The following is a 25,053-nucleotide window of genomic DNA, read 5'->3' on the forward strand; positions in this document are numbered from 1 at the left end:
CCCGGCTCAGCGCTCCTCGACAACGACGTCGACGTCGCCCTCGACCCGCAGCACGTCGACCTCGACAGCGTCCCCCCGCCTCCTCCGGAACTCCAGATCGACGCGGCCGTCCGCCACGGCCAGCCCGCGCACCGTGGCGCGGCGAACGAGCCGGGGCAGGATCGGGCGAACGACGCGCAGGCGCCGCTCGAAGCCCTCGGGCTCGAGCCCGAGGAGCGAGGCGAGCATGTACGGGACGGCCCCGGCGGCCCACGCCTGCGGGTGGCACGCGACGGGGTAGCGGACCGGAGCGCCGTGCTCGGCGCGCGGGAAGCCGCAGAAGAGCTCTGGCAGCCGGTACATTCGATAATGCATGGCGGCCCTCACGATGCCGCCGAACACGGTGCGTGCCTCGCGGTCGAGGCCGTAGCGGCGCAGCCCGGCGGCGATCAGCGCGTTGTCGTGGGGCCACACGGTCCCGCGGTGATACGACATCGGATTGTAGGCCTTCTCGTCCGCCGCGAGCGTGCGGATGCCCCAGCCCGAATACATGCTCTCCGACAGCAGGCGCTCCGCGCATGTCCGCGCCCTGGACGGGTCGGCGATGCCCGCCCACAGCGCGTGTCCGGCGTTGGACGAGCACACCGCGGCGCGGTGGCCGCCGGCCACGAGCGCCAGCGCATACACCCCTCGCTCCGGGAGCCAGAAATCCCGGTCGAAGCGCTCCTTCAGGTCTGCGGCCTCGCGCCGGAGCCGCGCGGCCGTCTCCGCCTCGCCCGCGCGCTCGAACAATTCGGCCAGCTCCGACTTGGCGAGGTACACATAGGCCTGCACCTCGACGAGCGCGATCGGCGGCTCCGCGATCTGCCCCTCTTCATTGACGATCCCGTCGCCGGAGTCCTTCCATCCCTGGTTGACGAGACCCGATTTCGAGGTCGAGTCGTAAGCCAGGTAGCCGTTGATCTCCGGGTGAGCCTCGGGGCTCGACAGCCACCCGAGCGCCGCGTCGACGTTCTCCCTGAGCTCGTGGAAGACGTCGAGTCGACCTGTCCACGCCGCGTGCCGCGCCATGAGGATCAGGAACAGGGCGGTCGTGTCGACGCTCCCGTAATACGGTGTCTCGGGGATCTCGCCGACCCGCGCGAGCTCGCCGACCCGGAGCTCGTGCAGGATCTTGCCCGGCTGCTCGTCGCGCCACGGATCCCGCTCGCGCGCCTGGAACCTCGCGAGCAGCCGCAGCGTATCGACGGCGACGGTCTGCTGGTAAGGCAGCACCTCGAGCGCCGTGATCAGGCTGTCGCGGCCGAAGAGGGCCGTGAACCACGGCACGCCGGCGGCGAAGAACGTGTCGTGATCGAGCGGGGTCCGCAGGAGGAGCAGGTCGGCGAACGACCGCGCGAGGACGCGATTGACGAGCAGGCTGTCCGTCTCGACGTGGGCCCTCTGCTGCACCTGCGCGGCGAGGCGCTCCTCTCCCCGCCGCTTCGCCGCTGCGACGTCCGCCCCCGAGCACGAGGGCGCGGGCCGATCGGCGGGCGTCCCGCCCGAGGACTCCGAGAGCGAGATCACGAGGGAGATCGGCTGGCTGTGCCCGGGCGGCAGCCGGACACGGAAGAGCGCGGAGGTGCCCTCGATCGCGTCCGGCCGGCAGCCCCAGCGGATGGTCACGGCGCGCTGGAGGCCGTCGGCCCCATCGTACGAGAAGCGCAGCTCCTCGTCGCTCGCCGCGGGGGCGTGGTGCTTCCCCAGCGCCTCGGGCATGAGGCCGCGGACCGCGTAAACGTCCTCGAACTCGGCGCGGAAGGTCAGCTTCACCTCGAGGTCGACCGCCGAACGAGCATAGTTGTGGACAGTGATGTTCTCGTGGACCGCGGTCGCGTCGGCGTCGATGACCCGCTCCCACCGGAGGCCGACGTCGTGCTCGGACATGATGTGCCCTTCGCGCATCAGGATCCGGGGGTTCGCGAGCCGGAAGACGCCTGCATGGTCGGCTTCCGCGGTCGAGGCGAGCACCTCGGGCCGGACGCCGTCCAGCTCGACGGTATAGCCGTTCAGGAACCGGCAATCATGGTAGTAGAGGCCAAAGCCGTGCTCGCCACGCAGGGGGATCGCGCCGCTCTGCTCGGTGACCAGGAAGACGCCGCCCTGCTTCAGGACGATCGCATCCGCGATGCTCTGCGCCATCGAGGAGGTGCCCTGGGTGAGCACCTTCTTCTTGCGCTCCTGCCGTTCGCTCGGTGAACGCTCGCCCGTCCCGGCGTCCGACCGCGGCCGGCGCTCGCTGCCCGGTTCTGCATGGCGAGTCGACTCATGAGCTCCCATCCCAGCCCCCTTTCGCGATTGCTCGCGATCCCTTTGCAATTCGTTGCGATTGTCGTGCCTCCGCCCGCCGCCCTCGGTGGTCAGCGCGCGTCCCGGCGCGAGCGCCAGCGCCCCGCACGCCCCTGCCGGCGCGCGCTCCTGACCTCCGTGGCCAGGCGTCCAGGAAGAACCCTCCGGGTAAACCGTGCAGATGTTGTCCTTCGCCGCGAGGTACACAGGTTGCAAGTTGTCGAATTGTCGAATTGTCGAATTATCGAATTGTCGAATTATCGAATTGTCGAATTGTCGAGTTGCCTTGGCGCTGGGCGTGTCGTGCGGCGCTCGGGGCCGGGCGCATGCAGATGCGCGCTCGAGAGGGGGTAAGCTCATGAGGAAAGACCAGGGCGCATCGGGCAATGCTCGGCGAGCGAGGCGGCGGCGGGCGCCGCGCCTGCCCGGCGCCGGCGCGCTTCGCGCCGCGCTCCGGCGCGGCCGATCGAGCGATCTCGCCAGGCGCCGTCTCATCGCCGTCGCCTCCCTCGCGGGCGGCGCCAGCATGGCGGTCGTCTCGCTGTTTCAGCTCGGGATCATCGAGCACTTGCCCGATCCTCCGCTCCCAGGGTTCGACTCGGACAAGGTCACGAGCTCCGATATCGCGTTCGGGCTCACGCTGCCGGACGCGCCGCTCTCGCTCACCAGCTTCGCCTCCAACCTGGCGCTGGCCGGCTGGGGAGGCGCCGAGCGCGCCAGGGACACGCCCGGGATCCCCGTCGCGGTGGCGGCCAAGGCGGCCGTCGAAGCGGCCGTGTCCGGGTGGCTCTTCGTCCAGATGCGGAGACGGGAGAGGGCCTGGTGCGCGTACTGCCTCGTCGCCCTGACGGCCAACATGGCCATCTTCGCGCTCTCGCTCCCGGAGGGGTGGAGGGCGCTCCGGAACGCGCGATCGCGGTCGTGACAGGGCAGCGCAGGGCGGCCCGGCCGCCGGAGCCCGCCGCGCCGGGGTTCCTCGGCGCGCGCGGGCTCGAGGCTCAGCCTTCATCACAGCGCCGGCGATCGCGCTCCGCGGCGCCGCGCGAGCCGCCCGAGCAGCCCCACCGCCGCGAGCGCCGCGGCCGCGACGCCCGCCGCCGGGAGCCACCGTTCGCGCCGCCGCGCCCGCCGCCGCTCGGCCGCGAGCCGGCGACCGCCCGCCCAGAGGAGCGCCGCGCCCGCCGGCGCCGCGGCGAGCGCCGCCACCGTCGTCCGCGGCGTCACGTAGACGTCCGCGGGTCCGGGCAGGTAGGCGCGCTCGGGGTAGTCGCCCGCCGGCCCCTCGGGGCCGTGCAGCGCCGCCATGCGCACGACCTGGGCGACGTGCAGCGCCTGCCTGTCGGTCGTCTGCTTGATCTGCTCGCGGCAGCTGAAGCCGTCGGCCACGATCAGCGCGTCCGCCGGCGCCGACCGGACCGCGGGCAGGAGCACGCGCTCGCCGCACCGGATCGAGACTTCGTACTTGGCGCCCTCCTCGAAGCCGAACGCGCCTGCCATGCCGCAACAGCCCGAGTCGAGGAGCTCGACGTCGAGGCCCATGCCGTGGAGCACGTCGCGCTCGGCGTCCATCTCGAGGATCGCCTTGTGATGGCAGTGGCCGTGCACCACCGCGCGCCGATCGAGGCGCGGCAGCCCGCGCCCGCCGGGCGAGGGACGGCCGGGATCTCCCCCCGCCGCCCCCTTCAGGAAGTCGCCGAACATGTGCGTCTGCTCCCGGAGCTTCGTCGCCAGGGCGTCGTCGGGGAAGAGCCCGTGGAGCTCGTCGCGGAAGACCGAGACGCAGCTCGGCTCGAGGCCGACCACCGGCACGCCCCGCTCGATCGGGTCGCGCAGCGCGCCCATCACGTCCCGCAGCAGGCGCTTGGCCGTCTTCAGGAAGCCGAAGTCGTAGAGGGGCCGGCCGCAGCAGACCTTCTGCTCCGGGACGATCACCTCGTAGCCCGCCCACTCGAGCACCTCGGTCGCGGCGATCGCGGTCTCCGGGAAGAAGTGGTCGTTGAACGTGTCCGGCCAGAGCACGACCTGCGGTCCGCCGGCGTTGCGCCGCGGCCGCCCCTGGAACCACTGTCTGAACGACGTCCGCGCGAACGGCGGGATGCTCCGCTCGGGCGCGATGCCCGCGATCTTCTTCGCCACCGCCGCGAGCGCGGGCGTCTGCGTCACGAGGTTCGCGAGCCCCGGCACGAGCTGCCCGAGGCGGGCCCACCAGTGGATGAGCCCCATCGTGTAGGCGGCGCGCGGCCGCAGCCGTCGCGCGTAGTAATGGGACAGGAACTCCGCCTTGTAGGTGGCCATGTCGACGTGGACCGGGCACTCGCCCTTGCACCCCTTGCAAGCCAGGCACAGGTCGAGCGACTCCTTCACCGAGTCGTCGCGGAAGCCCCGGAGCTCGCCCCCCTCCAGCATCTCGAAGAGCAGGCGCGCCCGCCCGCGCGTCGCGTGCTCCTCTTCGTGCGTCACCATGTAGCTCGGGCACATCGTGCCCCCGTCGTGGCGCCGGCACTTGCCCACGCCCACGCAGCGCAGGGTCGCGCGCGTGAAGTCGCCGTCGTCGTCCGGGAAGCGGAAGTGCGTCTCCACGGCGGCGGGGCGGAAGTCGGCGCCGAGGCGGAGGTTCTCGTCGACGCGGTACGGGTCGACGACCTTGCCCGGGTTCATGCGGAACGAAGGATCCCACGCCGCCTTGAAGCGGCGGAACGCGGCGATGAGCTCCTCGCCGTACATCTTCGGCAGGAACTGCGCGCGCGCCTGGCCGTCGCCGTGCTCCCCGGAGAACGAGCCGCCGTAGCGGACCACGAGATCGGTCGCCTCGTCGAGGAAGCGGGTCCAGTTGCGGATGCCCTCGGGCGTCGTCACGTCGAAGTCCACGCGGCAGTGCACGCAGGCCTGCCCGAAGTGGCCGTAGAGCGCGGGCTGGTAGCCGTGGCGATCGAACAGCGCGCGCAGGTCGCGGAGGTACCCTCCCAGGTTGTCGGGGTGCACGGCCGAGTCCTCCCAGCCGGGCCACGTGTCGGGCTCGCCCGGGACGCGCGCGGTCGCGCCGAGGCCGGATTTGCGCACCTCCCAGAGCGCCTGCTCCTGGTCGGGGTCGTCGTACAGCTTCATCGACGGCGGGTTCGCCCCGCGCCCGAGGGCCTGCATGGCGTCGCGCGCCCGCGCGTCGGCCTCGTCCCGGGTGTCGCCCCCGAACTCGGCCAGCAGGAAGCCGCGGCCCTCCGGGAGGTAGCGCAGGTAGCGCTCGTGCAGCCCCTTCTTGCGCATGTCCTCGATGAGCCGGTGGTCGATCCCCTCGAGGGCGATCGGCCCGCAGCGCATCACCTCGGGGACATGGTCGCCGCTGGAGAACACGTCCGGGTAGCCGATCACGAGGAGCGACCGGAACCTGGGCCAGCCCACGAGGCGCAGGGTGGCCTCGAGCACCGTGACGCACGTCCCCTCGGTGCCGACCAGGGCGCGCGCCACGTGGAAGCCGTTCTCCGGCAAGAGCTCGTCGAGGTTGTAGCCCGACACGCGGCGCGGGATCCGCGGGTAGCGGGCGCGGATGAGATCGGCGTACCGGTCGCGGATGGCGCGCAGCTCGGCGTAGATGCTCCCGCGCCGCCCGCCCGCGCGGACGATGGCCTCGATCTCTTCCTCGCTCGTCGGCCCCACCCGCAGCCGCAGGCCGTCGTACGTCAGCACCTCGAGCTCGTGCACGTTGTCGGCGGTGCGCCCGCCGAGCACCGAGTGCACGCCGCACGAGTTGTTGCCGATCATCCCGCCGAGCGTGCAGTACTCGTGGGTCGACGGATCCGGCGCGAAGGTCAGGTCGAGCTCGTTCGCGGCGTTGCGCAGGGTGTCGAGCACCGTGCCCGGCAGCACCCTGGCGCGCCTGCTCGCGGGGTCGAGCTCGAGGACGCCGCGCATGTACTTCGAGAAGTCGAGCACGACCGCGACGTTGCACGTCTGCCCGGCGAGGCTCGTGCCGCCCCCGCGCGCGAGGATGGGCGCGCCGTGCCGGCGGCACGCGGCGACGGCGGCGATCACGTCGTCCTTGTGGCGCGGCACGACGACGCCGATGGGCAGCTGCCGGTAGTTCGACCCGTCGGTCGCGTAGAGCGCCCGGTCGCCCGCGGTGAATCGCACCTCGCCTTCGACCGTGCGCGAGAGCTCGTCCGCGAGCGCCTCCACCTCGGGGTCGGCCGCGGGCGCGAGCCGCACGCGCCGCTCGCCGGGGAAGCGGATCACGCCGCGATCGATCTCGCGCTGGACGGCCTCGGCCGGCCTGCCCTCCGCCGGGGCCTTCTCTCGCTCCTGCCTCTGTTCCTGTTCGACGTGCTGCATGATCTCTCCTCACACCGCGAAGCGCTCGGCGTCGGCGCGCCGGAGCGAGATCCCCATGCCGGAGCGACCGAGGTCCGGGGCGAGCGCGCCGCCCGCGGGCGCCGCCGCGCCCTCGAAGAGCATCCGCTCGATGCGGACGTGGTCGTGAAAGAACTCGATGTGCGCGAGCCGCTGCACCGCGCACGCGGGGTGCAGGTGCAGCGAGGGGGCGCAGTGGCACGACAGGTCGAGCGAGCGCGCCTCGCACAGCGCCGCCGCGGCGAGGAAGCCGGTGATGCCGCAGCGGCTCGCGTCCGCCTGCAGGACGTCGACGGCGCCGGCGTCCAGCATGCGGCGGAAATAGACGAGGTCGTAGCCGTACTCGCCCGCCGCGATGTCCATGCCGGCGGGCGCCCGGTCGCGCAGGAGCCGCAGCCCGTCGAGATCGTCCGAGGTCACGGGCTCCTCGAACCAGCGCACGCCCTCGCCGGCGAACCGCTCGGCGAAGGCGAGCGCCTGCTTGCGGGAGTAGGCGCCGTTGGCGTCGACGAACAGGGCGGCGTCCGGGCCGATGGCGCGGCGCGCGGCGCGCACGCGCGCGAGATCTGCGTCGGGGTCGCGCCCCACCTTCATCTTCACGCGCGGGATCCCCACGGAGACCCAGCCGCCGAGCTGCTCCGCGAGCTCGGCCTCTGTGTACGAGGTGAACCCGCCGCTGCCGTAGATGGGCGCGCGGTCGCGCGCCGTGCCGAGCAGCGTCGCGAGCGGGAGCGCGAGCAGGCGGGCCTTCAGGTCCCACAGCGCCGCGTCGACGGCGGCGATCGCCATCTGCGCGATCCCCGGCCGGCCGAGGTTGCGGACGCTGCTCACCATCGCGGCCCACGCGCCAGGGACCGCCATCGCGTCGCGCCCGCGCACGACGCCGGCGAGCCGGTCGGCCACGAGCCGCGCCGTCGCGACGTCGGCGTACGTGTAGCCGAGCCCGCGCTCGCCCCCGGCCGACGCGTGCACGACGACCAGCGTCGTCTCGCGCCACGCGAGCGTGCCGTCCGACTCCGGGCGGTCGGTCGGGACGGTGTACGCGGCCACCTCGATGCGCTCGATCGGGACCGACGCGCGCTGCTTCTCTTCGGCCATCGTCAGCCCCGGTGCGGGATCCAGCTCTCGATCATGTCGCGGTACGCCTGGCGGACGATCCCGCGCCCGCCCGGGTCGCCCCGGAGCAGCGCCGACGTGAGCATCTCGGCCTGCTTCAGGGTGATGTGCGGCGGCAGCGGCGGGACCTCCGGGTCGGTGATCGCCTCCACCACGACCGGCCGGTCGACCCGGAAAGCCTCGTCCCAGGTGCGCGCGACCTGGTCCGGGCGGTCGATCCGCACGCCGCGCAGCCCGAGCGCCTCGGCGTAGGCCGCGTACGGGAAGTCCGGCAGCGTCTGGGACGCCTCGAGCTTGGGGTCGCCGCTCATGGCGCGCAGCTCCCAGGTGACCTGGTTCAGGTCGCGGTTGTTGAGCACCAGCACGACGAGGCGCGGGTCCTTCCACTCGCGCCAGTACTTCGCGACGGTGATGAGCGTGTTGATGCCGTTCATCTGCATCGCGCCGTCGCCGACCATCGCGACGACCGGGCGGTCGGGGAAGGCGAACTTCGCCGCGACCGCGTACGGCATCGCGGGTCCCATCGTCGCCAGCGTCCCCGAGAGCGAGGCCATCATCCCCGCCCGGATCTTGATGTCGCGCGCGTACCAGTTCGCCGAGGAGCCGGAGTCGGCGGTCAGGATGCAGCCGTCGGGCAGCCGCGGCGACAGGTCCCAGTAGACCCGCTGCGGGTTCAGCGGATCGGCGTCGTTCATCGCCCGCGCCTCGAGCACCTTCCACCAGTCGGCGACGCTCTCCTCGAGCCTGCGCCGCCACGAGCGGTCCGTCTTGAGCTTGAGGTAGGGGATGAGCGCCCGCAGCGTCTCGGCGCAGTCGCCGATCAGGTTGACCTCCATCGGGTAGCGCAGGCCGAGCATCCGGCCGTCGATGTCGATCTGGACGCCGCGCGCCTTCCCTTCCTCCGGCAGGAACTCCGGGTAGGGGAAGTTCGAGCCGACCATGAAGAGCGTGTCGCAGTTGGCCATCATCTCCCAGCTCGGCTTGGTGCCGAGCAGGCCGATCGCGCCGGTGACCCAGGGCAGGTCGTCGGGGAGCGCCGCCTTGCCGAGCAGCGCCTTCGCGACGCCGCACCCGAGGATCTCGGCGGCGCGCACGATCTCCGGCGCGGCCCCGAGCGCGCCCTGGCCGATCAGCATCGCGACCCGCTTGCCGGCGTTGAGCACGTCGGCCGCGCGCCGCAGGTCCTCCTCCTTCGGCACGACGCGCGGCGACGAGTAGCCGATGCCGGAGTGCACGGTCCCGTGCGCGTGCGGGGGCTGCTCGACGGCGTCGAGCTCCTGCACGTCCTTCGGGACGATGACGCACGTGACGGTGCGCTCCGCTTTGGCGATGCGCATCGCGCGGTCGATGAGGTGCCGCATCTGCGCGGGAGAGGACGCCATCTGCACGTATTCGTGCGCGACATCCTTGAAGAGCGTCACGAGGTCGACCTCCTGCTGGTAGTGCCCGCCGAGCGCGGCGCGGTCCTGCTGGCCGACGATGGCCACGACCGGTTGATGGTCGAGCTTCGCGTCGTAGAGCCCGTTCAGGAGGTGGATCGCGCCGGGCCCCGAGGTCGCCAGGCACACGCCGACCTCGCCGGTGAACTTCGCGTGGGCGCACGCCATGAACGCGGCCATCTCCTCGTGCCGCACCTGGATGAAACGGAGGTCCGGAACGCGGTGGAACGCCCCGACGATCCCGTTGATGCCGTCGCCCGGATAGGCATAGACGCGCCGGACACCCCACGCGACGAGGCGTCTCAGCAGGAACTCGCCGACGGTCTGGGCCATGATTCCCTCACTGCGAGCTCGTACGTGAGCTCGACCCGGCGCGGCGTGCGACAAACGTGCCGCCTCGCCGCGCCGCGCGCTGCGTGCCGCGGCTGCGCGTGCGAGCGTGCGCTAGGCGCGCGGGCAGGGCGCGGGCAGGCAGGGCGGCGCGTCGCTCACGTGAGGGCTTACGTGAGGAGGCGCCGCCATGGGCTCGCGCGCCGCGCGGCGGCCCTGCGCGCGCCGAACCCGACCACGGCCGCCGCGCACAGCGCGAAGGCGCCGAGCGACCCGCGATGCAGGTCGAGCCAGAGCTCCGGGCTCGAGGGCTTCGAGCGCCGGTCGAACGGGCCGTGGGCGCCGAAATCGCCCTGCACGGGCGCCCACAGGTCGTCGGGGCGATCGGGATCGGCGGGCTCGTCGGTCAGCTGCCGCGTGTACCCGACCCGGGCGAGCCATCGATCGAGCAGCCCGGGGATCACGCGGTTTCCCCAGATCGCCTTGACCGTCGGGAAGCCGACCATGACGTCGCGGCGGTCGTGGTGCGCGGCCCAGTAGAGCGCGTCGGCGGCCACCTCGGGCTGAAAGATCGGCGGGACGGGCTGTGGCTTGTAGGGGAGGCGCGACTTCGACCAGAGGAACTGCGGCGTGTTCATCGCCGGTAGGTGCACCATGCTCACGCGCACGCGGCTCTTGTCGTGGAACAGCTCGCTGCGCAGCGACTCGGTGAAGCCCACGATCGCGTGCTTGGACGCGCAGTAGGCCGACTGGAGCGGGATGCTCCGGTGAGCGAGCGCGGAGCTCGCCTGGACGATCGTCCCGTGATCGCGGGGGAGCATCCGCGCGAGCGCCGCGAGCGTCCCGTGCACATAGCCGAGGTAGTTGACCTTCATGACGCGCTCGTACTCCTCCGGTCGCGTCTCCTTCACCGGCGAGAAGACCGACGTCATCGCGACGTTGATCCAGGCGTCGATCGGGCCGAAGCGCTCCTCGACGGCCGCGGCCGCGGCCTCGACCTGCGCGAAATCGGCGACGTCGGTCGGCAGGACGAGCGCGGTCGCCCCGGCGTCCTCTGCTTCGCGCCGCGCCCCCTCGAGCCCGTCGAGCCCGCGCGCGACGAGGCCGATGCGCGCGCCTTCGCGCGCGAACCGCCTCACCGTGGCGCGCCCGACGCCCGCCGACGCCCCCGTGATCACCACGACCTCTGGCCGCCTGCCTCCGTCCATTCCCATCGTGCTCTCACCTCGCCCACGGCGTCAGGCAACGTGAATGCCACCCGGCGCGGCGCATCGGCGCGAGCTCACGGCCCGCACAGCTCCGGGTCCGGCGGCGGCGCCGGGTACGCGTCGGTCGCCGTCTTCGCGAACTGGCACGCGAGATCGTCCGGCTGACACCCTGCCTGGGAGATGCAAGCGCCGCTCTCGTCCGTCCCCTGACACAGGCACTCCTCATCTCCCGGGTCGCAGATCTCCACGAGCTCCATCATCCCTTCGTCCTCGTGGTTCAGCTTGTGGCAGTGGGCCACGAACTGGCCCGTGAACCTCCGGGGGTTCATGATCACGTCGCGCGGCCCGTCCTCGACCTGGACCCACATCGTGTCTCGCCAGTGGGCGAAGTTGGGCTCCTTGTTCGATTCGTTGGGGCACACGAGGAACGGGTTGATGTGGATATGGAAAGGGTGCCCGTCGAACGCGCGGATCTCCCACCGCTCCGAGCTCCCGACGGTCATGACCCGATCGCTCCGGTAGCCGCGGGCGCGCCGCTCGTCGAACTTGCGGCAGCTGATGTTCGGATCCGGGCAGATGCACACCGGCGCGTCCGGATCGACCTCGTGCGGGTGGTCTCCCGGGTCACAGGACATGAGCGCCACATCGCTGCTGAGATCCGGCGGCTTGCTCCCCGGCGTGGGCACGAGGAGCACCACCTTCTGGTGCACGGCCTCGACCGAATCGCAGCTCACCTCCATCTCCTTCCCGTCGACCGTGCCGGTCCACGACGTCGGCGGCGCGAGCGCGGCCACGTCCGCCTCGGCGGGCAGGTTCACCTCGGTGGGCTCGCCCGCGCTCGGATCCACGTCGACGATCGCGATCACGCTCCCCAGGAGATCGTTCGGCCGGCGGCCCACGAGGCAGAGCGTCTGCTTGCCTTCAGGCATCTTCACCATCACGTCGGCGCGGTAGCCGGGGGAGACCCACACCGTGTCGCTCCTGTAGAGCTGCGGGAGCGTCAGCCCGTCGCGCGCGATCTGCGTCGTCTCGATGGGCGCCTTGTCGAAATCGGAGCACGAAGCGTCCTTCGCGACGTGGAGCTTCATCCCCATCTCGTCCGGGCTTCCCGCGTAGACCATGCGCCAGCGCTCCACCTGCCCGGGCGGCGTCGTGAGCCGCGGCCTGAGCTTGCCGTTGATCAGCGTGGCCCGGAGCGACTCGACAGCGAGGAAGTCGGTCACCGACAGGTTGTCCTCGGTGCAGGCCTCTCCCTCCTTCAAGGGCACCGTGTTCTGGTGATCGATGGGCACCTGCGTCATGACCATCACCCGCTCTCTGGCCCTGGCGATGCCAGGCAGCTCGTCGAGCGCGCCCTCGATGATGAGCGCCCCGGCGGCTCCATCCATGACCTGAATGGCCGTGGAGCCGTGGATGTGAGGGTGGTACCAGTCCGTGCCCTCGTGGTGGATCCCGTCCTCGTCCAGGTCCCAGCGGTACCGGGCGCTCTCGCCCGGCCCGACCTCGTGCAGCACGTGGTCGCCGAAATACCGCCCCTCGGGCGCGCAGCCGTCCCCCACGCACGGGTCCGCGGGATCGTCCGTCGCGAAGTTGGGCTGCACGTGCAGGCCGTGGCCGTGCAAGTTCGTCAGGTTGAAGTCGTGGCACGACCTGTTGCCATGGCCCATCATGCTCGCGATCTCGCGGAAGTCGCTCTTCGTGAAGTCGTTGTGCAGGGTCACGTGGACCTTGCGATCCTCGCCCTTCGGAATGCGGATCGTGGGGCCGCTCGTCATTCCGTTGTACGCACGGAGGCAGAACCGGCGCCCGTCGATCTCGACCTCGCTCGGGCCGAAACGCAGCTCGTACGCTCCATCCGCGCCCGGCTGGAGCTCGGGGGGGGCCTCGTACGTGGACGTCGTCTGCGGCGTCGTGCTCGTCGTGCTCGTCTCCTCGCCTCCGCCGCAGCCCGCGGGCGCCGCGAGGGAGAGGGCCAGCGCCGCGAGCGAGCCTGTGCGCGTGAGCGCGTGCGAATCGTCTCGTGCCATCAACTTGTCTCCTCCTTTCGCGACACTATCGAGCGGCGCCGCATGTGGATGGCCGAAGACGGTCACCCCTGGCTAGAATGCGGACAGTGGCAGGGTGTATGGACCTCGAAGAGCTTCGCGCCTTCCTCGCCGTGGTCGAGGCCGGCTCCTTCCTGGGCGCGGCCCGCGCGCTCGGCTCGTCGCGCACGACGCTCCGGCGTCAGGTCGCGTCGCTGGAGGCGCGCGCCGGCGTCCTCCTGCTGGAGAGCGTGCGGAACGGCGTCGTGCCGACCGAGGCCGGGCAGGTGCTCGCCCGGAAGGGGCGCGGCATGGTGCAGGAGGCGGCCGCGCTCCTGGCCTCGATCCGGGAGGTGGGCGACGCGCCCTCGGGCACCCTGCGGGTCATCCTGCCCGTCGGGCTGCCGCCGCACATGATGACGCCGCTCTTCGCGGCGATTCGCGGTGCGTATCCGAGGCTCCACGTCCACTGCCGCTTCAGCAACGATCCGCTGGGGGAGGCGCTCACGGACATCGACATCGCTGTCCACTTCGGCGAGGACGCGCCGAGCGGACACTGGATATCGCATGTCGTCCTGCGCGTCCGCGAGTGGCTCATCGCCAGCCGCGCGTACCTGGAGCGGCGCGGCACGCCGCAGACGATCGACGATCTGAAGCACCATGAGCTGTTCGCGTGGCAGGCCCCGGGCGAGGACGCCCGCACCTGGCGGACATGGCGGGGCGCGCCGTTCACCGTGGCGCCGGCGCTCATCGCGACGGACATCCACTTCATCCGGCACTGCTGCATCTCCGGCCTGGGCATCGGCCTCGTCCCCGACGCGCTCGTGCCCGACCCCGACGTGGGGCCGGACGTGCTCGTGCCGGTGCTGCCCGACGTGGTCGGGCAGGAGCGGCCCGTGCGGCTCAGCGTCCCGGGGGCGCTGTCGGAGATACCGAAGATCAAGGTGTTCATCGGGCACGTGCGGGCGTCGCTCGGAAAGCTATAGAGAGCGGCGATTTCGAATCACCACGGCGCCATGAGACGCCAAGATATTTGTTGTTCTTATGGCGTCTTGGTGGTTTGTTCTCTGTTGAACAACGTGATCGGTAATTCTAGGAGGCCGACCCCGCCTGAACGCAGTGGATAGCGATCCCTAGGGGGCGCGACCCCGCGCGAACGCAGTGGATTGCGGTCTGGAGGGTCCCGGACCCCGCGCGAACGCAGTGGATTGCGGTCTGGAGGGTCCCGGACCCCGCGCGAACGCAGTGGATTGCGGTCTGGAGGGTCCCGGACCCCCCATCTGGCACAGAAATGAGCGCCTTCAGGGGGTAGTTGGCACAAAAATACGCAAATTCAGGCGCCGTCTGGCACAAAATCCCGCGAAAAATCGCTCCGCAGAGCGCTTCGAGGGGGTCCGGACCCCGGTGTGTCGCAATGCATTGCGGTTGTGCCGGTGCCGGACCCCCCTCACTTGGCACAGGTCAGGGCCGCCTGGCACAGTCCTCCCCCGCCGGAGACGCGAACTGACCGTGCACGCCAGGCAGAACGGACGCGCCTCTCAGCCCGCGCCCTCTCCCTGCCGCAGATCCTCGATCAGCGCCTCCACCACCCCCTCCTCGTGCACCGCGCGCCGCTCGTCGCACATGGCCGCGCAGAGCTCGTCGTCCCAGGCCGCGGCCACGGGCACCCCGGCGAGCTCCGACCCCTTGGGCGCCGCGCGGTAGTCCGCGGCCCCATACCGCCAGGGCAGGGCGCCGTGCCTCCCGATCACCACGTTCCCGATGCGGATGCCGCCCCAGTCGAAGTCGCCGTGGTACCGCAGCGTCGCGCCGGCGCCGCGGAGCCGCTCCAGGAGCAGCCGCGCCGCGGTCCGGACCTGCCCCTCCACGCAGACGAGCGGCGCCCCGCGCGGCCCGAGGCGGTCGGCCGCCGCCGAGAGGACCGCCGGGTTCTCGCAGACGAACACCTCTCGCCCCGCCACCTCGAAGCACGGCGGCGCGCGCCGGAGCTGCCGGACCGAGAGCCGGCAGGGCTCCCCCGCCGCCGCGTGCATCGCCAGCACCCGCCCGGCGAGGCTGTCCGGCGCCGCTCCCAGGTTGAGCACCAGCACCGGGGCGCTGAGGTCGTCCAGCAGCACGCCCGCGCGGTCCCACGCCTCCCGCCGCTCCGCCGCGCGCTCCCAGCGGGTCACCCCGGAGAGCGCCGCCGCGAACCGGATCACCAGCGCGCCGAGCGGCGCGCCTGCGTCGAGCGCATGGCTGTCCCCGGTCACCGCCGCCGCGAGCTCCGCGAGCGGCAGGCCCTCGGCCGGCAGGCGGCGCACCACCGAGACGGCCTGCCGGAGCAGATTCCGCGCCGCCTCGACGTCGCCGCACGAGAGCCGCCGCACGAGGCCGGACCCGCGAAGATCATCGAGCCACACGCCGACCTCGGGCCGGCCATCGCCCGACGCCGCGGCCTCGTCGAAGACCGCCTGCCAGCCCGCCTCGATCCGCGCCGCCTCGGCGCGACGGTCCACGAACGGCCCCGTCAGCGCCTCGACCGCCGCCTCCACGCCCGCGCAGAGCTCCGCGTCCCGGAGGAGCTGCGCCAGCTCGTCCAGCGAGACCCGCAGCGCGCCGCCGTGGGTCACCCGGCCGAACAAACGCTCGACCGCAGCGCGCTCTGCGGCCGTTGGGTCGCGGCGCTGCACCACGGCGCCCCGCACGGGCTCGCCGCGCTCCAGCCGCCGGCGCGCCTTGTCCACGATCCACCCGAGCTCCCGGGCGCCGAGCACCGCCCGCAGCCGATCGCCGCTCACGACAAGCCGATCGCCGCTCACGAGGGCCCGCCGCCGCTCACGAGGAGCCGATCGCCGGTCACGAGGGCCCGCCGCCGCTCACGAGGGCCCGCCGCCGAACAGCGGCCCCGTCACGCCGTCGGGCGGCGGCTCCGGCGGCGCCGCCGCGGCGGCCGAGCGCACCCGCTCCCGCCCGTTCCACACCCACCGGGTCACGCCGACCGCGTCGATGCCGGGCCTCACCGTGAGCTGGTGGATCGACAGGCCGGGCAGCGTCGCGTAACACCCCCACTCGCGCTCGCTCGTCATCACGAAATCGAGGTCGAACGCGGCGAGGAGCCCCATGCACTTCGCCCGCATGTCGGGGTCGATGCCCACGAACGCCTCGTCGAGCAGGATGAGCCGGGGGGCGTGCGGGTGCGCGCTGCGGTAGTGCGCGGCCGCCGCGGCGAACTGCGGGATCGTCAGCGCCAGCGCCTTCTCGCCGCCAGACCCCGTCCCGTAGGTGCGCCTCGTCAGCCGCTTCCACGCGCCGTCCTGGTGGCGCTCCACCGCGAACGCGTGCCACCCCCGGTAATCGAGCGCCGTCGAGAGCTGCTCCTGCCAGCTCGCCGCCTCGCCGCGAGAGCGCACCTCCTCGATGCGCTCCTTCAGGAACCGCGCGAGCAGCGCGCGGTCGCCCGGCGACCAGGTGCCGCCCGCCCGCAGCAGCCGATGCCGGGCCTCGAGGAGCCCGGGCGGGCCGTCGACGAGCGGCGCCCACGAGAAGCGGAGCCTCATCCCGGTGCTCGTCGGCCGCGCGGCGAGCTCCTGGTTCATGTCGCGCACCATGGCCTCGCACCGGTGCAGGAGATCGTGCAGGTGGCTCGCCACCTCGCCGATGAGGTGGTTCTCCAGCACCTCGCGCTCGCGCGCGTCGAGCACCGTCCGGCGGTGCGCCACCTCGTCGGCCAGCATCGCCTGGAGGTCGTGCACGGCCCACGTCCGGTCCTGGAACGGCACCGTCACCGCGACGAGGCCGTCCTCGCTCGTCGTCTGCGGCCCATAGCCGTGCGGCAGGAGCGCGTCCCGCAGCGCCTCGACGTGCCGGAAGATGCCCCGCTGCAGCCGCTCCCACGCCCTGTCGTCGTGCTCGACGTCGCCGCTCGACGCCTCGATCCGCCGCGCCACCTCCACCGCCCGCGTCGGCGACCACCCGGCGGCCCCCTCGCTCCCGGGCTCGACGTCCGCCATCTCCAGCACGGACAGGAGCCGCGCCCGCGCCATCGCCGCGAGCGCCTCGACGTGCCCCGCCCGCTCGCGCGCCGCGCGCTCGAGCCCATCGCGAAGCGGCTCGATCTTCGCCTGCGCGCGCGCCTCGGCCACCCGCGCGTCGCCGTGCGCGCGCTGCGCCGCGCGGTGCTCCGCGTCGCGCGCCTCGCGCCGCTCCCGCGCCTCGGCGAGCTGGCGCAGGATCTCGTCGACGAGCGCCCCGGTCGTCCGCTCCAGCGTGTCCCGGTGCACCTCCGCTTCGTGGAGGCGGGAGGCGGCCCGCTGGCGCGCCTCGGCGCGGGAGACGGCGCGCCCCTCGGCGAGCCGCGCCTCCTCCTCGGCCTTCTGCGCGCGGCGGAGCGCGGCGGCGGCGCCGCGCGCCGTCGGCCACATCGCCGCCGCGGCGTGGACCAGCGCCGCGAGCGCGGCGTCGTGCCGGTCGAGCGCCCCGACCCACGCCGCGAGCCCGAGGTCCGCCGCGGCGCGGTCCCGCTCCGCGAGCGCCTGCGCCTCGCGCTGCCGCCGCGAGAGCGCGCGCTCCTCCTCCTCCGCGAGCGCGGCGCGGGCGTCGACCACGGCCGCCTCCGCCGCCTGCTCCGCGGCCAGCGCGCGCCGCAGCGCCGCGGAAGACGGCGCGCTGGCCGCCTCCTCGCGGGCGACGCGCGCGCGGCGATCGAGCTCGGCCCGCGCGGTCAGGGCGGCCGAGCGCGCCGCCGCCGCCTCGCGGAGCGCCTCCTCGATCGCCGCGAGCCGCCGCTTCCGCGCCGCCTCGCGCGACGCGTGGCCGATGTGCTCCGCCTCGGCCTTGGCAGAGGCCCCGTGCAGCGGGCCGAGCGCGAAGCCGCCCGAGACGTCGGCCCAGATCCGGCCCGCGCCGCGGCCAGCGCCGATGCGCGCCAGCACGGCCCGCACCACGTCCGGCGGCACCGGCGGCGCGCCGGCCGCTCCCTCGGCCGCGAGCGCAGGCGACGCGCGCAGCCAGCGGCCGAGCTGCTGCTCGAGCGGGAGCGCCTGCTCCCCGGCGGCCGAGAGCGCCGTGTCGAGCACCCCCTCGGCCAGGAGATCGCCTCCGGGCGTCACCCAGGCGTCGAGCAGCCCCGCGGCCTCGAGCGCGGCCTCGAGGCCCGCCCGGCCAGCCGCGTCGAGCTCGGGATCGAAGTCGCACAGCTGCCACAGCGGCGCTCCAGGGCGCCCCTCGCGGGCGCCCGGCGCGCGCGACGGCGGCGGCTCTGGGCCACGGTGCGCGCCGCGCTCGAGGGCGGCCCGCTCCTCCTCGAGCGCGCGCCGCGCCTCCTCCGCCACGGCGAGGGCGCGATCGGCCTCGGCCCGCGCCGCGGCGAGCCGCCCCAGGGCGTCGGCGAGCGCGCGCTGCGCCGAAAGCGCCGCGGGGCTCTCGCCGTCGCCGTGCTCGGTCCACGCCGCGACCGCGTCGGCCACGTCCTCGACGTCCGCGCCTCCGATCGGGAGCTCCGAGAGCCCGCGCGCCCACGCGCGCCACGCGTCGACGAGCGCGTCGGCCTCCGCCTCCCGCTGTGCGAGCGCCGCGGCCGCCCGCTCCCGCGCGCGCTCGAGCCGCGCGGCCGCGCCCTCCAGCGCCGCGTCGGCGCGCTCCCGCGCGGCGCGCGCCGACGCGAGCTCGCCGTCGAGCTTGCGCAGGTGCGCGACGCCCCGGCGGCGCTCGGCCACGGCCGCGTCGAAGCGCGCCTGCGCGCCCGGGAGCGCGCGGCCGCCCGGGTCGGCCTCCCAGCCGCCGGGCAGCGCCGGCGGGGGCAGGCCGACCTCCGCGCCGGCGCCCTCCGCCGCGGCGACCGTCGCCGCGAGCGCGTCGCGCTCGGCGCGCGCGCTCGCGGCGGCCTCCTCGCGCTCGCTGCCGCGCCGATCGGCCTGCTCGACGGCCCGGCGGTGCTCGAGCTCCGCCTCCTTCGCGTCGTTCGCCGCGGCCTGCGCCGCCCCCCGCGCCTCGTCGAGGGCGCGCGCCTGGTCCATCTCGGGGCGCCGGCTCAGGGTCTCGACCTCGCGCGCCGCGCCGCGCGCCGCGCGCTCGGCCTCCTCTTCGCGCGCGGCCGCCTGCTCCCCGGCGGCCCTGGCCTCGTCGAGGCCCGCCTCCGCCGCCCGCAGCTCCCGCATCACGGCCTCGTACGCGGCGTGCGCGCTCCGCACCGCGGCCGCGCGCCGCCGCGCCGCGACCCTCACGTAGCGCCGGTACTCGTCGAGGAACGCCGACGACGCCGCGCTCGCCGCGGCGAAGCCGTCGAGCGCCGCGCGATCGGCCTCGAGGCTCCTGAAGGACTCGGCCAGATCGGCCACGACCGCGGGCGGCACGGGCGGCAGCGCGCTCGAGAGCGCCCTGGAGAGCTGCGCCTCGTCGAGCTTGCGCGACAGCTGCGGCTGCCGCAGCTGGATCAGGAGATCGAGCAGCGCGCCGTACCGGTCGCCGAGCTGGAAGAGCCGGCGATCGACGGCGGCGCGGTAGGCCGCGGCGCTCGTGAACACCTCGCCGCTCCCGCCGAGCTCCGCCTCCAGCCGCTCCCTTCCGATCGCGGCGCCGGCGCTCTGCAGGAACAGATCGCGCCCGACGCGCTTCGAGGTGACGAAGAGCCACTTGCCCGCGAGCCCGCGGCCCTCGACCGCGTGCAGCCCGCAGCCGAGCGTCAGGTAGTGCTCGGCCCCGTCGTCGTCGCGCCGGCCGAGCTCGATCCAGGTGTAGCCGCGCCGCTCGTCGTAGCGGCCGAGGAGCAGGTTCCACTCGACGCGCTTCGCCGGGTCGGCGTCCGGCTCCAGGCGGTGGGGGCTCACCTCGCCGTCGAGCAGGAACGGCAGCTGCAGCGCGAGCACGCGCGACTTGCCGCTGCCGTTGTTGCCGCGCAGGAGCAGCCGGCCGCCCTCGAAGACGAACTCCTCGCTGTCGTAGCGGTAGAGGTTGAGCAGCCCGCTGCGGAGCGGCTGCCAGCGTCGGGTCACGGGGGAAGGCAGGGTCATCGCGTCTTCCTTGGCGTCCTCGCGCGCGGCGCGCCGTCGGCCCGGCCGGCCGGAGCGCTCAGTCCGGCCAGCGGCGCTCCGGAGCGCGGCGCGCCCGCCGGTCCCGAGGGGCCGGGAGGGGCGACGACGGCGTACCGGGCGATGGCGGGGAGCGGCGCGATCCCCGCGGGCGTCCAGCGCAGCAGGCGGAGCGCGGAGAGCCGATCGAGCGCCCTGTCGGTGAGCTCGACCTCGGCGCCCGCGCCGAGCGCCGCCTTCCTCCAGCGCCCGCGGTGCTCGTCGACGAGCTCCGCCACGCGCTGCTCGACCGCGGCCCGGCCGACGAGCCTGCCGTCGCGCGCGCGGCCCGCGAGCCACTCCGCCACGAGCAGCGTCAGGTGCCCCTCGGTGCCCTCTTCCGGCATCGCCAGATCGCTGAGCTCCTCGTCGGGATCGACCATCGCCAGCCCCTCGCGCCGCACCTCGGCGACGAGCCCTGTCGCCCGCTCGATCTCGTCGACGATGAAGGGCCGCTGGGTCGTGAGGTACGCGCGCTCCTCCGGGCCGAGGTCCTCGTAGTAGACGACCGGATCGTCGAGGAGCCTCCGGAAGAGCCGGGCCCGCAGCGCCTGATTGCGGGCGTCGTCCGTCTCCGGGGCGAGCTCCTCGACGATGCCGGCGAGCCGCGCGGCGAGGTCCGCGGCGCCGGTCGCCTCCAGCGTCGAGGGCCCGCGGCGTACGTTCAGCATGGCGGCGACGGCGGGCCGGCTCACGCTGTAGAGCACGTCGCGGCGCTGATCGGCGATGAAGCCCTGCTCCTCGCCGGCGACGCGCGTGAGCACGCGCAGATCGAGGAGGAGGCGGACGACGTGGACGAGATCGCGCCGCTGGTCCTGCACGTCGAGCTCGAAGGCGCCGGCGCGGGTGAGCGCCGGGTCGTCGGCGAAATACCCCACCATGCGCTCGGCGAGCCGCCCGAGCGTGGTCTGGCGGTCCTCGCCCTCCAGCGCGAGCAGGGCCAGGCAGAGCAGCACGTAACGGCGGCGCGTGAACGGGGTGCCGTGGTGCGGGTCGAGCGCCGGCCGCGTGCCGTCGGCGAGATCGGCCGGCGTCTTGCGCAGGCGCGCCTGCTCGGGCTCGACGAGCAGCGACCAGCGGGGGTAGCGGGCGAGCCAGGCGCGGAGCGCGGCCGCGTGCCGCCGCACGAGCAGGAACGACGCGGCGTGCGCGCCTGCGGCCGGCAGGAGGGGGTGGCGCAGGAGGGCCCGCAGCGCCCTCTGCTGCTCGTGGCGCTCCTGGGCCTCGAGGGCGCGCGTCATGGGCGCTCCGCGGGCGAAGGTCCCGGCGGGGCGGGCGCGCGGTGCCAGGACGGGGCCGCGTCCTCGGGGGCGGGCGCGCGATGCCGGGACCCAGGCGCTTCGTCCGGGGCGAGCGAGCGGAGCGTCAGGAGGTGATCCGGTCCGCGGAAGATGCCCGATGGCGTCTCCACCGTCGCGACCTGGCCGTCGTTCGTGGGGACCAGGGAGATGGCGATCGCCCCGTCGGCCGAGGTGGTCTCGCCGCCGCCCGCGGCGAGCGCCTCGCCCAGCCAGTCGAGGAGCATCTCGAAGGCCAGCGGATCGAGCCGGCCGAGCTCGGAGAGGCGCGTCGGCCGGCCTGTGGCGAGCCGGGCGCGCGCGTCGGCGATGGCGCGTTCGTCCTCGTCCTCGTGCGCGAGCAGGAGCGCCTTCTCGCGGGAACGGTCGATCACGTCGCTCGGCCGCCCGGGCCGCGCGTGCCGGCCGGTGGCGCGGAGGCGCGGCGAGATGCGGAGCGGCGGCGCGTCGAGCCACGAGCGGCCGGCGGGGACCGGCGCGGCCTCGCGCTCGGCCATCGCCTCCTCGTTGACGAAGAGGTGCCGGGTCGAGGAGAGGGCGAACGCGGCGCGCCAGACGCGGTGGGCGTCCGCGTCGCTCGGGGCCTCGGCGAACCACCGGGCGAGGGTGCGGAGATCGGCGGCGCGGTCGCTGCGGGTGAAGCGGCGGTCGTGCAGGCTCGCGACGGCGGAGAGCAGGGCGGGGATGGCGGCGCGGGCGCGGGCCCTGAGCTCCTCCGCCTGCGACGGCGCGCCCGGCCGGCCGATGAACCAGCCGCGGACGCCTTCGATCCGCGCCTCCCACCGCGCGGCCGCGGCCCGCTGGTCGGCCTCCTCGCCGTCGAGCGCGTCGGCGACCTCGCGCCTGCCGGCGCTGTCCGCGAGCCGCTGCGCCGCCGCGCCGTCGACCCGGCCGAGGAGCTCCGCGATGTCCGCCGTGGCGATGACGAGCTGGCCGACGAAGCGCTCGAGGTAGTCGATGAGGCGCTGCTTGTACGCGAGGAAGCTCGCCACGCCGGCCGCGTGCAGGTCGATGCTGCGCTGGAGGCTGCCCATGAACGCCTGCGCCTGCGTGGTGAGCTCGCCGAAGCGCGCGCGCAGCGCCGAGAGCGCGAGGTGGACCGCGCTGTCGTCGAGCTCCGGCCGGGAGAGCATCTGCGCGACGCTCTCCAGCAAGGTGCGGATGTCGTCGAGCGCCGCGGCCTGGAGCTCGCCGCGCTGCGCGAGCGCCTCGAAATAGGCGTCCACCGCGCGCTCCACCGCCTCTCCCTGCGGGGTGAGCTGGTACAGGAAGCGCGGTCGGTAGAACTCCTCGACGGTCGCGACATCCGCCGTGTCCAGGTGGGATTGCAGGTTCCCCCATTCGCAGAGCTTCTGGAGCGCCGCGTCCACGGCGGCCGGGTCGAGGCCGGTCTCCCGGACGGCGCGGAGGACGTCGGCTGGCCGGAGGTGCAGCACGAAGCGCTCCCGCGCCTCCACGAACGAGCGCATGATGGCGCGGTAGAGCGCCGCGTTCTCGGCCGTCAGGTAAGAGAAGGCTGGAAGCTTGGCCGGCGACTCTTCCATGATGACCGCACGCTCGCGCCGCGGGGCGTTGGCCCGCCATCGAACGCCGGCGCTACCTACTACCCGCGTCGCGGGGCCGTCAACGGAGGGGCGCGCGGCAGCGTCACGAAGCGCGCGCGGAGTGCATTGCTATTTGCCCGGTTGAATTCTCATGCACGGTGTTCTTTTGTTGCTGGGGCTCCCCGTCCGGAGGAGTTCGGATCGAGCTGGCCGTCCATCGAGCGACAGCCGAGAGGGTGCCATGGCGAGACATCACCGGAAGATCGCGATCTCGTGCGCGGCCGCTGCGATGGCGGTGACCGGCTTCGCGGGAACGGCGCGCGCGCAGGTCGCTGACGCGGTCTACGAGGACGTGAGGGACGTCATCGAGGATCTGATCCAGCGGGAGGTCGCCGAGGCGGTCGCCCCCAACCTGGTGTGCCAGACGGCGCGCCTGGCGAGCGCGGATCATCACCTGCAAGAATACGCAGGGATCGTCGACAAGCTCGAAGACGCGGCGGCGGGCCCGGAGAGGGAGGCGCTGGAGAAGAAACGCGGCGAGCTGAGGCTCGGCATAAAGAGCGGGTTCCCGATCCTCACCTATTTCCCCCTCACGCTCCAGCGGGTCTTCCGGCGGCAGTTCAGCGCGATCCGGACGAGCGTCACGGACGAGGTCGCGGGCTTCGCTGGGCACATGGTCTATGTCGGGCTGACGTCGAACGAGGGCCAGATACGAAGGCCGCAGGGGACGCAGAGCATCGAGCTCCTGCACAAGTTCGCGAGCGCCGACGACGCTCGCGCCGAGCGCGCGGCGCCCAGCAAGCTGACGTGGACCAGGCTCGACCCGCGGTCGCTGAGCCTCTGTGTCTCCGTCCTCAAGGAAGATCTCGCCGTCGGCGTCACCGGCGCTGGGGCGCAGTCGCCGCTCGAGCGGGATTGCGGCGCGAGCGCAGCGTCGGGGACCAGCTACGCCTGTGAGCTCGCGTTCGCCGTTCGCGCCATTCTCCAGAGGAAGGACGCCCTGGCGGAGGAGCACTTCATCAGGGCAGCCGCCGTCGTGGTCGGGGCGACCGCCGCGCAGGCCCTCGAGGTGACGGACGACGCCGTGAGGAGAAGGCTCCTGGACGAGGCGGTCCTGGTCACGAGAGACGTCCTGCGGGGCGGCAAGAAGCTCGACGAGATCCTCCCTGTCCTCTTGTCCGCCGCGTCCGCCGCGTCCGCCGCGTCCGCCGCCGAGGCAGACGCAGCCGCTCGTGCCCGGGAGCTGCGCTCGAGGTTGAGCAACCTCGAGCGCCTCCGGGTCCAGTGGAACATCGGCACGCGGGGCGGCGCGAACAACCTCGAACTCGTGAGCTTCGTGAACGTCATCGGCGCCGCCGGCGGCGCGCTCCGCGATCTCTGTGACAAGGACCTGATCGGCCAGGTCTGCGCCCAGATCGAGCGACAGTCCTCGGCGCTGACGAAGATCGGCGACCTCCAGGCGGACCTCTGGCCGGCGATCCGGCTCGCCAGCCAGGGCGAGTACGGGGAGGCAGCGAGCCGCGCGATCAGGACGTTCTTCTCCTCGCGGCCCGGAGGCGAGGGGGATCGGGTCGAGATCTACCGGCGCTTCGCCGAGGCGGTCATCGTCTACGTCCTCGCGACGGTCGACGACAAGATGCCTTCGGACGCCGACCGGGCCGCGTTCCGGGAGGCGTCCGTCGAGGTGCTCCGGGAGCTGGGCACGGGGGGCGGCATGGATCGCCCGTGGGGTCACGCCTTCTACAGGCCCGACATGGCGCTGCGCGTGTCGTGGAGCCCGAGCTACATCGACGGCGAGGGCGGATCGCCGAGGATCGTGCCGTCCGCGAACACCATCAACCTGCGCGGCGTCGTGCGTTATACGGATGCCTATTATTTCGCCCTCCAACCCTCCTTCATCGACCTCCTCGCCCCGCTGAGCGAGCTCGCGCTCCGGCGCTCGGAGGCGGTCGAGTACGAGGATTCGGGCCGTGTCCTCCTGAACGCCGTGACCCCTCGGATGGAGGTGATGATCGGCGTGCCCGCCCTCTCGAAGCACCTCGTCGTCTCCGGCGGCGCTTCCCTGCGCCTTTCGGCGCCCTTCAAGAAGAAGGATCAGGAGGGGTGCGACGGCGCCTGCTATCGCTACAAGTTCCTCTGGAACAAGAAGGACGATGTCGTCTCGGACCCGGCTGGGCTCGGGTTCATCGAGTTCGGATTCGGGATCAAGTACCTGCTCTGAAGCATCCCCTCGAATTTTCGGGAGAATTTGCCCCAGCGTTGCGCAGGTACACCTCCCCACAAGGGAAAGTGGCAGGCAATCACACGGCACGAACGCGTGATCGTGATCGTCATCGTGATCGTGATCGTGATCGTGCGCGTGATCGTGCGCGTGATCGTGCGCGTGATCGTGCGCGT

Annotated in this window: 13 protein-coding genes; 3 read left to right on the plus strand and 10 right to left on the minus strand. The window is 73.3% G+C overall.

The features are described from left to right. Positions 1-6: 6 nt before the first annotated feature. Positions 7-2,301: an amylo-alpha-1,6-glucosidase gene (locus WMF34_RS11060; RefSeq protein ID WP_437993263.1), complete on the minus strand. Its 2,295-nt coding sequence runs from the start codon at positions 2,299-2,301 to the stop codon at positions 7-9. Positions 2,302-2,668: 367 nt separating this feature from the next. On the opposite strand from WMF34_RS11060, the gene WMF34_RS11065 reads away from it, so the two are divergent. Continuing rightward, a complete protein-coding gene (locus WMF34_RS11065; protein ID WP_080598833.1) occupies positions 2,669-3,235 on the plus strand; it encodes a vitamin K epoxide reductase family protein in 567 nt (188 codons plus the stop codon). 83 nt (positions 3,236-3,318) lie between these two features. Here the strand turns inward: WMF34_RS11065 and WMF34_RS11070 are convergent, their stop codons facing one another. From WMF34_RS11070 to WMF34_RS11090, 5 genes are all read right to left on the minus strand, one after another. Next, on the minus strand, positions 3,319-6,633 hold the full coding sequence (locus tag WMF34_RS11070; protein ID WP_012234752.1) for an FAD-binding and (Fe-S)-binding domain-containing protein: 3,315 nt from the start codon (positions 6,631-6,633) through the stop codon (positions 3,319-3,321). 9 nt (positions 6,634-6,642) lie between these two features. Beyond that, complete coding sequence (locus tag WMF34_RS11075) at positions 6,643-7,749, minus strand: enolase C-terminal domain-like protein (protein ID WP_437993264.1); 1,107 nt, start codon at positions 7,747-7,749, stop codon at positions 6,643-6,645. Positions 7,750-7,751: 2 nt separating this feature from the next. Next, complete coding sequence (locus WMF34_RS11080) at positions 7,752-9,539, minus strand: thiamine pyrophosphate-requiring protein (RefSeq protein WP_437993265.1); 1,788 nt, start codon at positions 9,537-9,539, stop codon at positions 7,752-7,754. A 167-nt stretch (positions 9,540-9,706) separates the two neighbouring features. Continuing rightward, positions 9,707-10,744: an SDR family oxidoreductase gene (locus tag WMF34_RS11085; protein WP_437994627.1), complete on the minus strand. Its 1,038-nt coding sequence runs from the start codon at positions 10,742-10,744 to the stop codon at positions 9,707-9,709. 74 nt (positions 10,745-10,818) lie between these two features. Continuing rightward, complete coding sequence (locus WMF34_RS11090) at positions 10,819-12,771, minus strand: multicopper oxidase family protein (RefSeq protein WP_437993266.1); 1,953 nt, start codon at positions 12,769-12,771, stop codon at positions 10,819-10,821. A 98-nt stretch (positions 12,772-12,869) separates the two neighbouring features. Between WMF34_RS11090 and WMF34_RS11095 the strand changes: the two genes are divergently transcribed. Further along, positions 12,870-13,754, plus strand: a complete 885-nt coding sequence (locus WMF34_RS11095; protein WP_044964570.1) for a LysR family transcriptional regulator — start codon at positions 12,870-12,872, stop codon at positions 13,752-13,754. A gap of 552 nt (positions 13,755-14,306) precedes the next feature. Here the strand turns inward: WMF34_RS11095 and WMF34_RS11100 are convergent. The 4 genes from WMF34_RS11100 to WMF34_RS11115 are packed head-to-tail and all read right to left on the minus strand — an operon-like array spanning position 14,307 to position 22,656. After that, positions 14,307-15,569, minus strand: a complete 1,263-nt coding sequence (locus WMF34_RS11100) for a TIGR02679 family protein (RefSeq protein WP_437993267.1) — start codon at positions 15,567-15,569, stop codon at positions 14,307-14,309. 57 nt (positions 15,570-15,626) lie between these two features. Further along, positions 15,627-19,757 carry a TIGR02680 family protein gene (locus tag WMF34_RS11105; protein WP_437993268.1) on the minus strand — a complete coding sequence of 1,377 codons (4,131 nt, stop codon included), beginning with the start codon at positions 19,755-19,757 and terminating at the stop codon, positions 15,627-15,629. After that, positions 19,754-21,055, minus strand: coding sequence for a TIGR02678 family protein (locus WMF34_RS11110; RefSeq protein ID WP_437993269.1), 1,302 nt, complete (start codon positions 21,053-21,055; stop codon positions 19,754-19,756). Before WMF34_RS11110 ends, WMF34_RS11105 begins: the two co-directional genes overlap by 4 nt. Then, positions 21,052-22,656, minus strand: a complete 1,605-nt coding sequence (locus tag WMF34_RS11115; protein WP_437993270.1) for a TIGR02677 family protein — start codon at positions 22,654-22,656, stop codon at positions 21,052-21,054. The genes WMF34_RS11110 and WMF34_RS11115 overlap by 4 nt, the downstream gene beginning before the upstream one ends. Positions 22,657-22,897: 241 nt before the next feature. Between WMF34_RS11115 and WMF34_RS11120 the strand changes: the two genes are divergently transcribed. Next, entirely contained in the window at positions 22,898-24,877 is a 1,980-nt protein-coding gene (locus WMF34_RS11120; protein ID WP_437993271.1) for a hypothetical protein, read from the plus strand. Positions 24,878-25,053 lie beyond the last annotated feature (176 nt).

The organism is Sorangium sp. So ce145 (genome assembly GCF_051525985.1).
Classification (GTDB): domain Bacteria; phylum Myxococcota_A; class Polyangia; order Polyangiales; family Polyangiaceae; genus Sorangium; species Sorangium cellulosum_B.

What these genes read in the sequence shown, in the direction of transcription:
- WMF34_RS11060 (WP_437993263.1), bottom strand. Translation starts at nt 2,301, where the DNA reads ATGGGAGCTCATGAGTCGACTCGCCATGCAGAACCGGGCAGCGAGCGC.
- WMF34_RS11065 (WP_080598833.1), top strand. Translation starts at nt 2,669, where the DNA reads ATGAGGAAAGACCAGGGCGCATCGGGCAATGCTCGGCGAGCGAGGCGG.
- WMF34_RS11070 (WP_012234752.1), bottom strand. Translation starts at nt 6,633, where the DNA reads ATGCAGCACGTCGAACAGGAACAGAGGCAGGAGCGAGAGAAGGCCCCG.
- WMF34_RS11075 (WP_437993264.1), bottom strand. Translation starts at nt 7,749, where the DNA reads ATGGCCGAAGAGAAGCAGCGCGCGTCGGTCCCGATCGAGCGCATCGAG.
- WMF34_RS11080 (WP_437993265.1), bottom strand. Translation starts at nt 9,539, where the DNA reads ATGGCCCAGACCGTCGGCGAGTTCCTGCTGAGACGCCTCGTCGCGTGG.
- WMF34_RS11085 (WP_437994627.1), bottom strand. Translation starts at nt 10,744, where the DNA reads ATGGACGGAGGCAGGCGGCCAGAGGTCGTGGTGATCACGGGGGCGTCG.
- WMF34_RS11090 (WP_437993266.1), bottom strand. Translation starts at nt 12,771, where the DNA reads ATGGCACGAGACGATTCGCACGCGCTCACGCGCACAGGCTCGCTCGCG.
- WMF34_RS11095 (WP_044964570.1), top strand. Translation starts at nt 12,870, where the DNA reads ATGGACCTCGAAGAGCTTCGCGCCTTCCTCGCCGTGGTCGAGGCCGGC.
- WMF34_RS11105 (WP_437993268.1), bottom strand. Translation starts at nt 19,757, where the DNA reads ATGACCCTGCCTTCCCCCGTGACCCGACGCTGGCAGCCGCTCCGCAGC.
- WMF34_RS11110 (WP_437993269.1), bottom strand. Translation starts at nt 21,055, where the DNA reads ATGACGCGCGCCCTCGAGGCCCAGGAGCGCCACGAGCAGCAGAGGGCG.
- WMF34_RS11115 (WP_437993270.1), bottom strand. Translation starts at nt 22,656, where the DNA reads ATGGAAGAGTCGCCGGCCAAGCTTCCAGCCTTCTCTTACCTGACGGCC.
- WMF34_RS11120 (WP_437993271.1), top strand. Translation starts at nt 22,898, where the DNA reads ATGGCGAGACATCACCGGAAGATCGCGATCTCGTGCGCGGCCGCTGCG.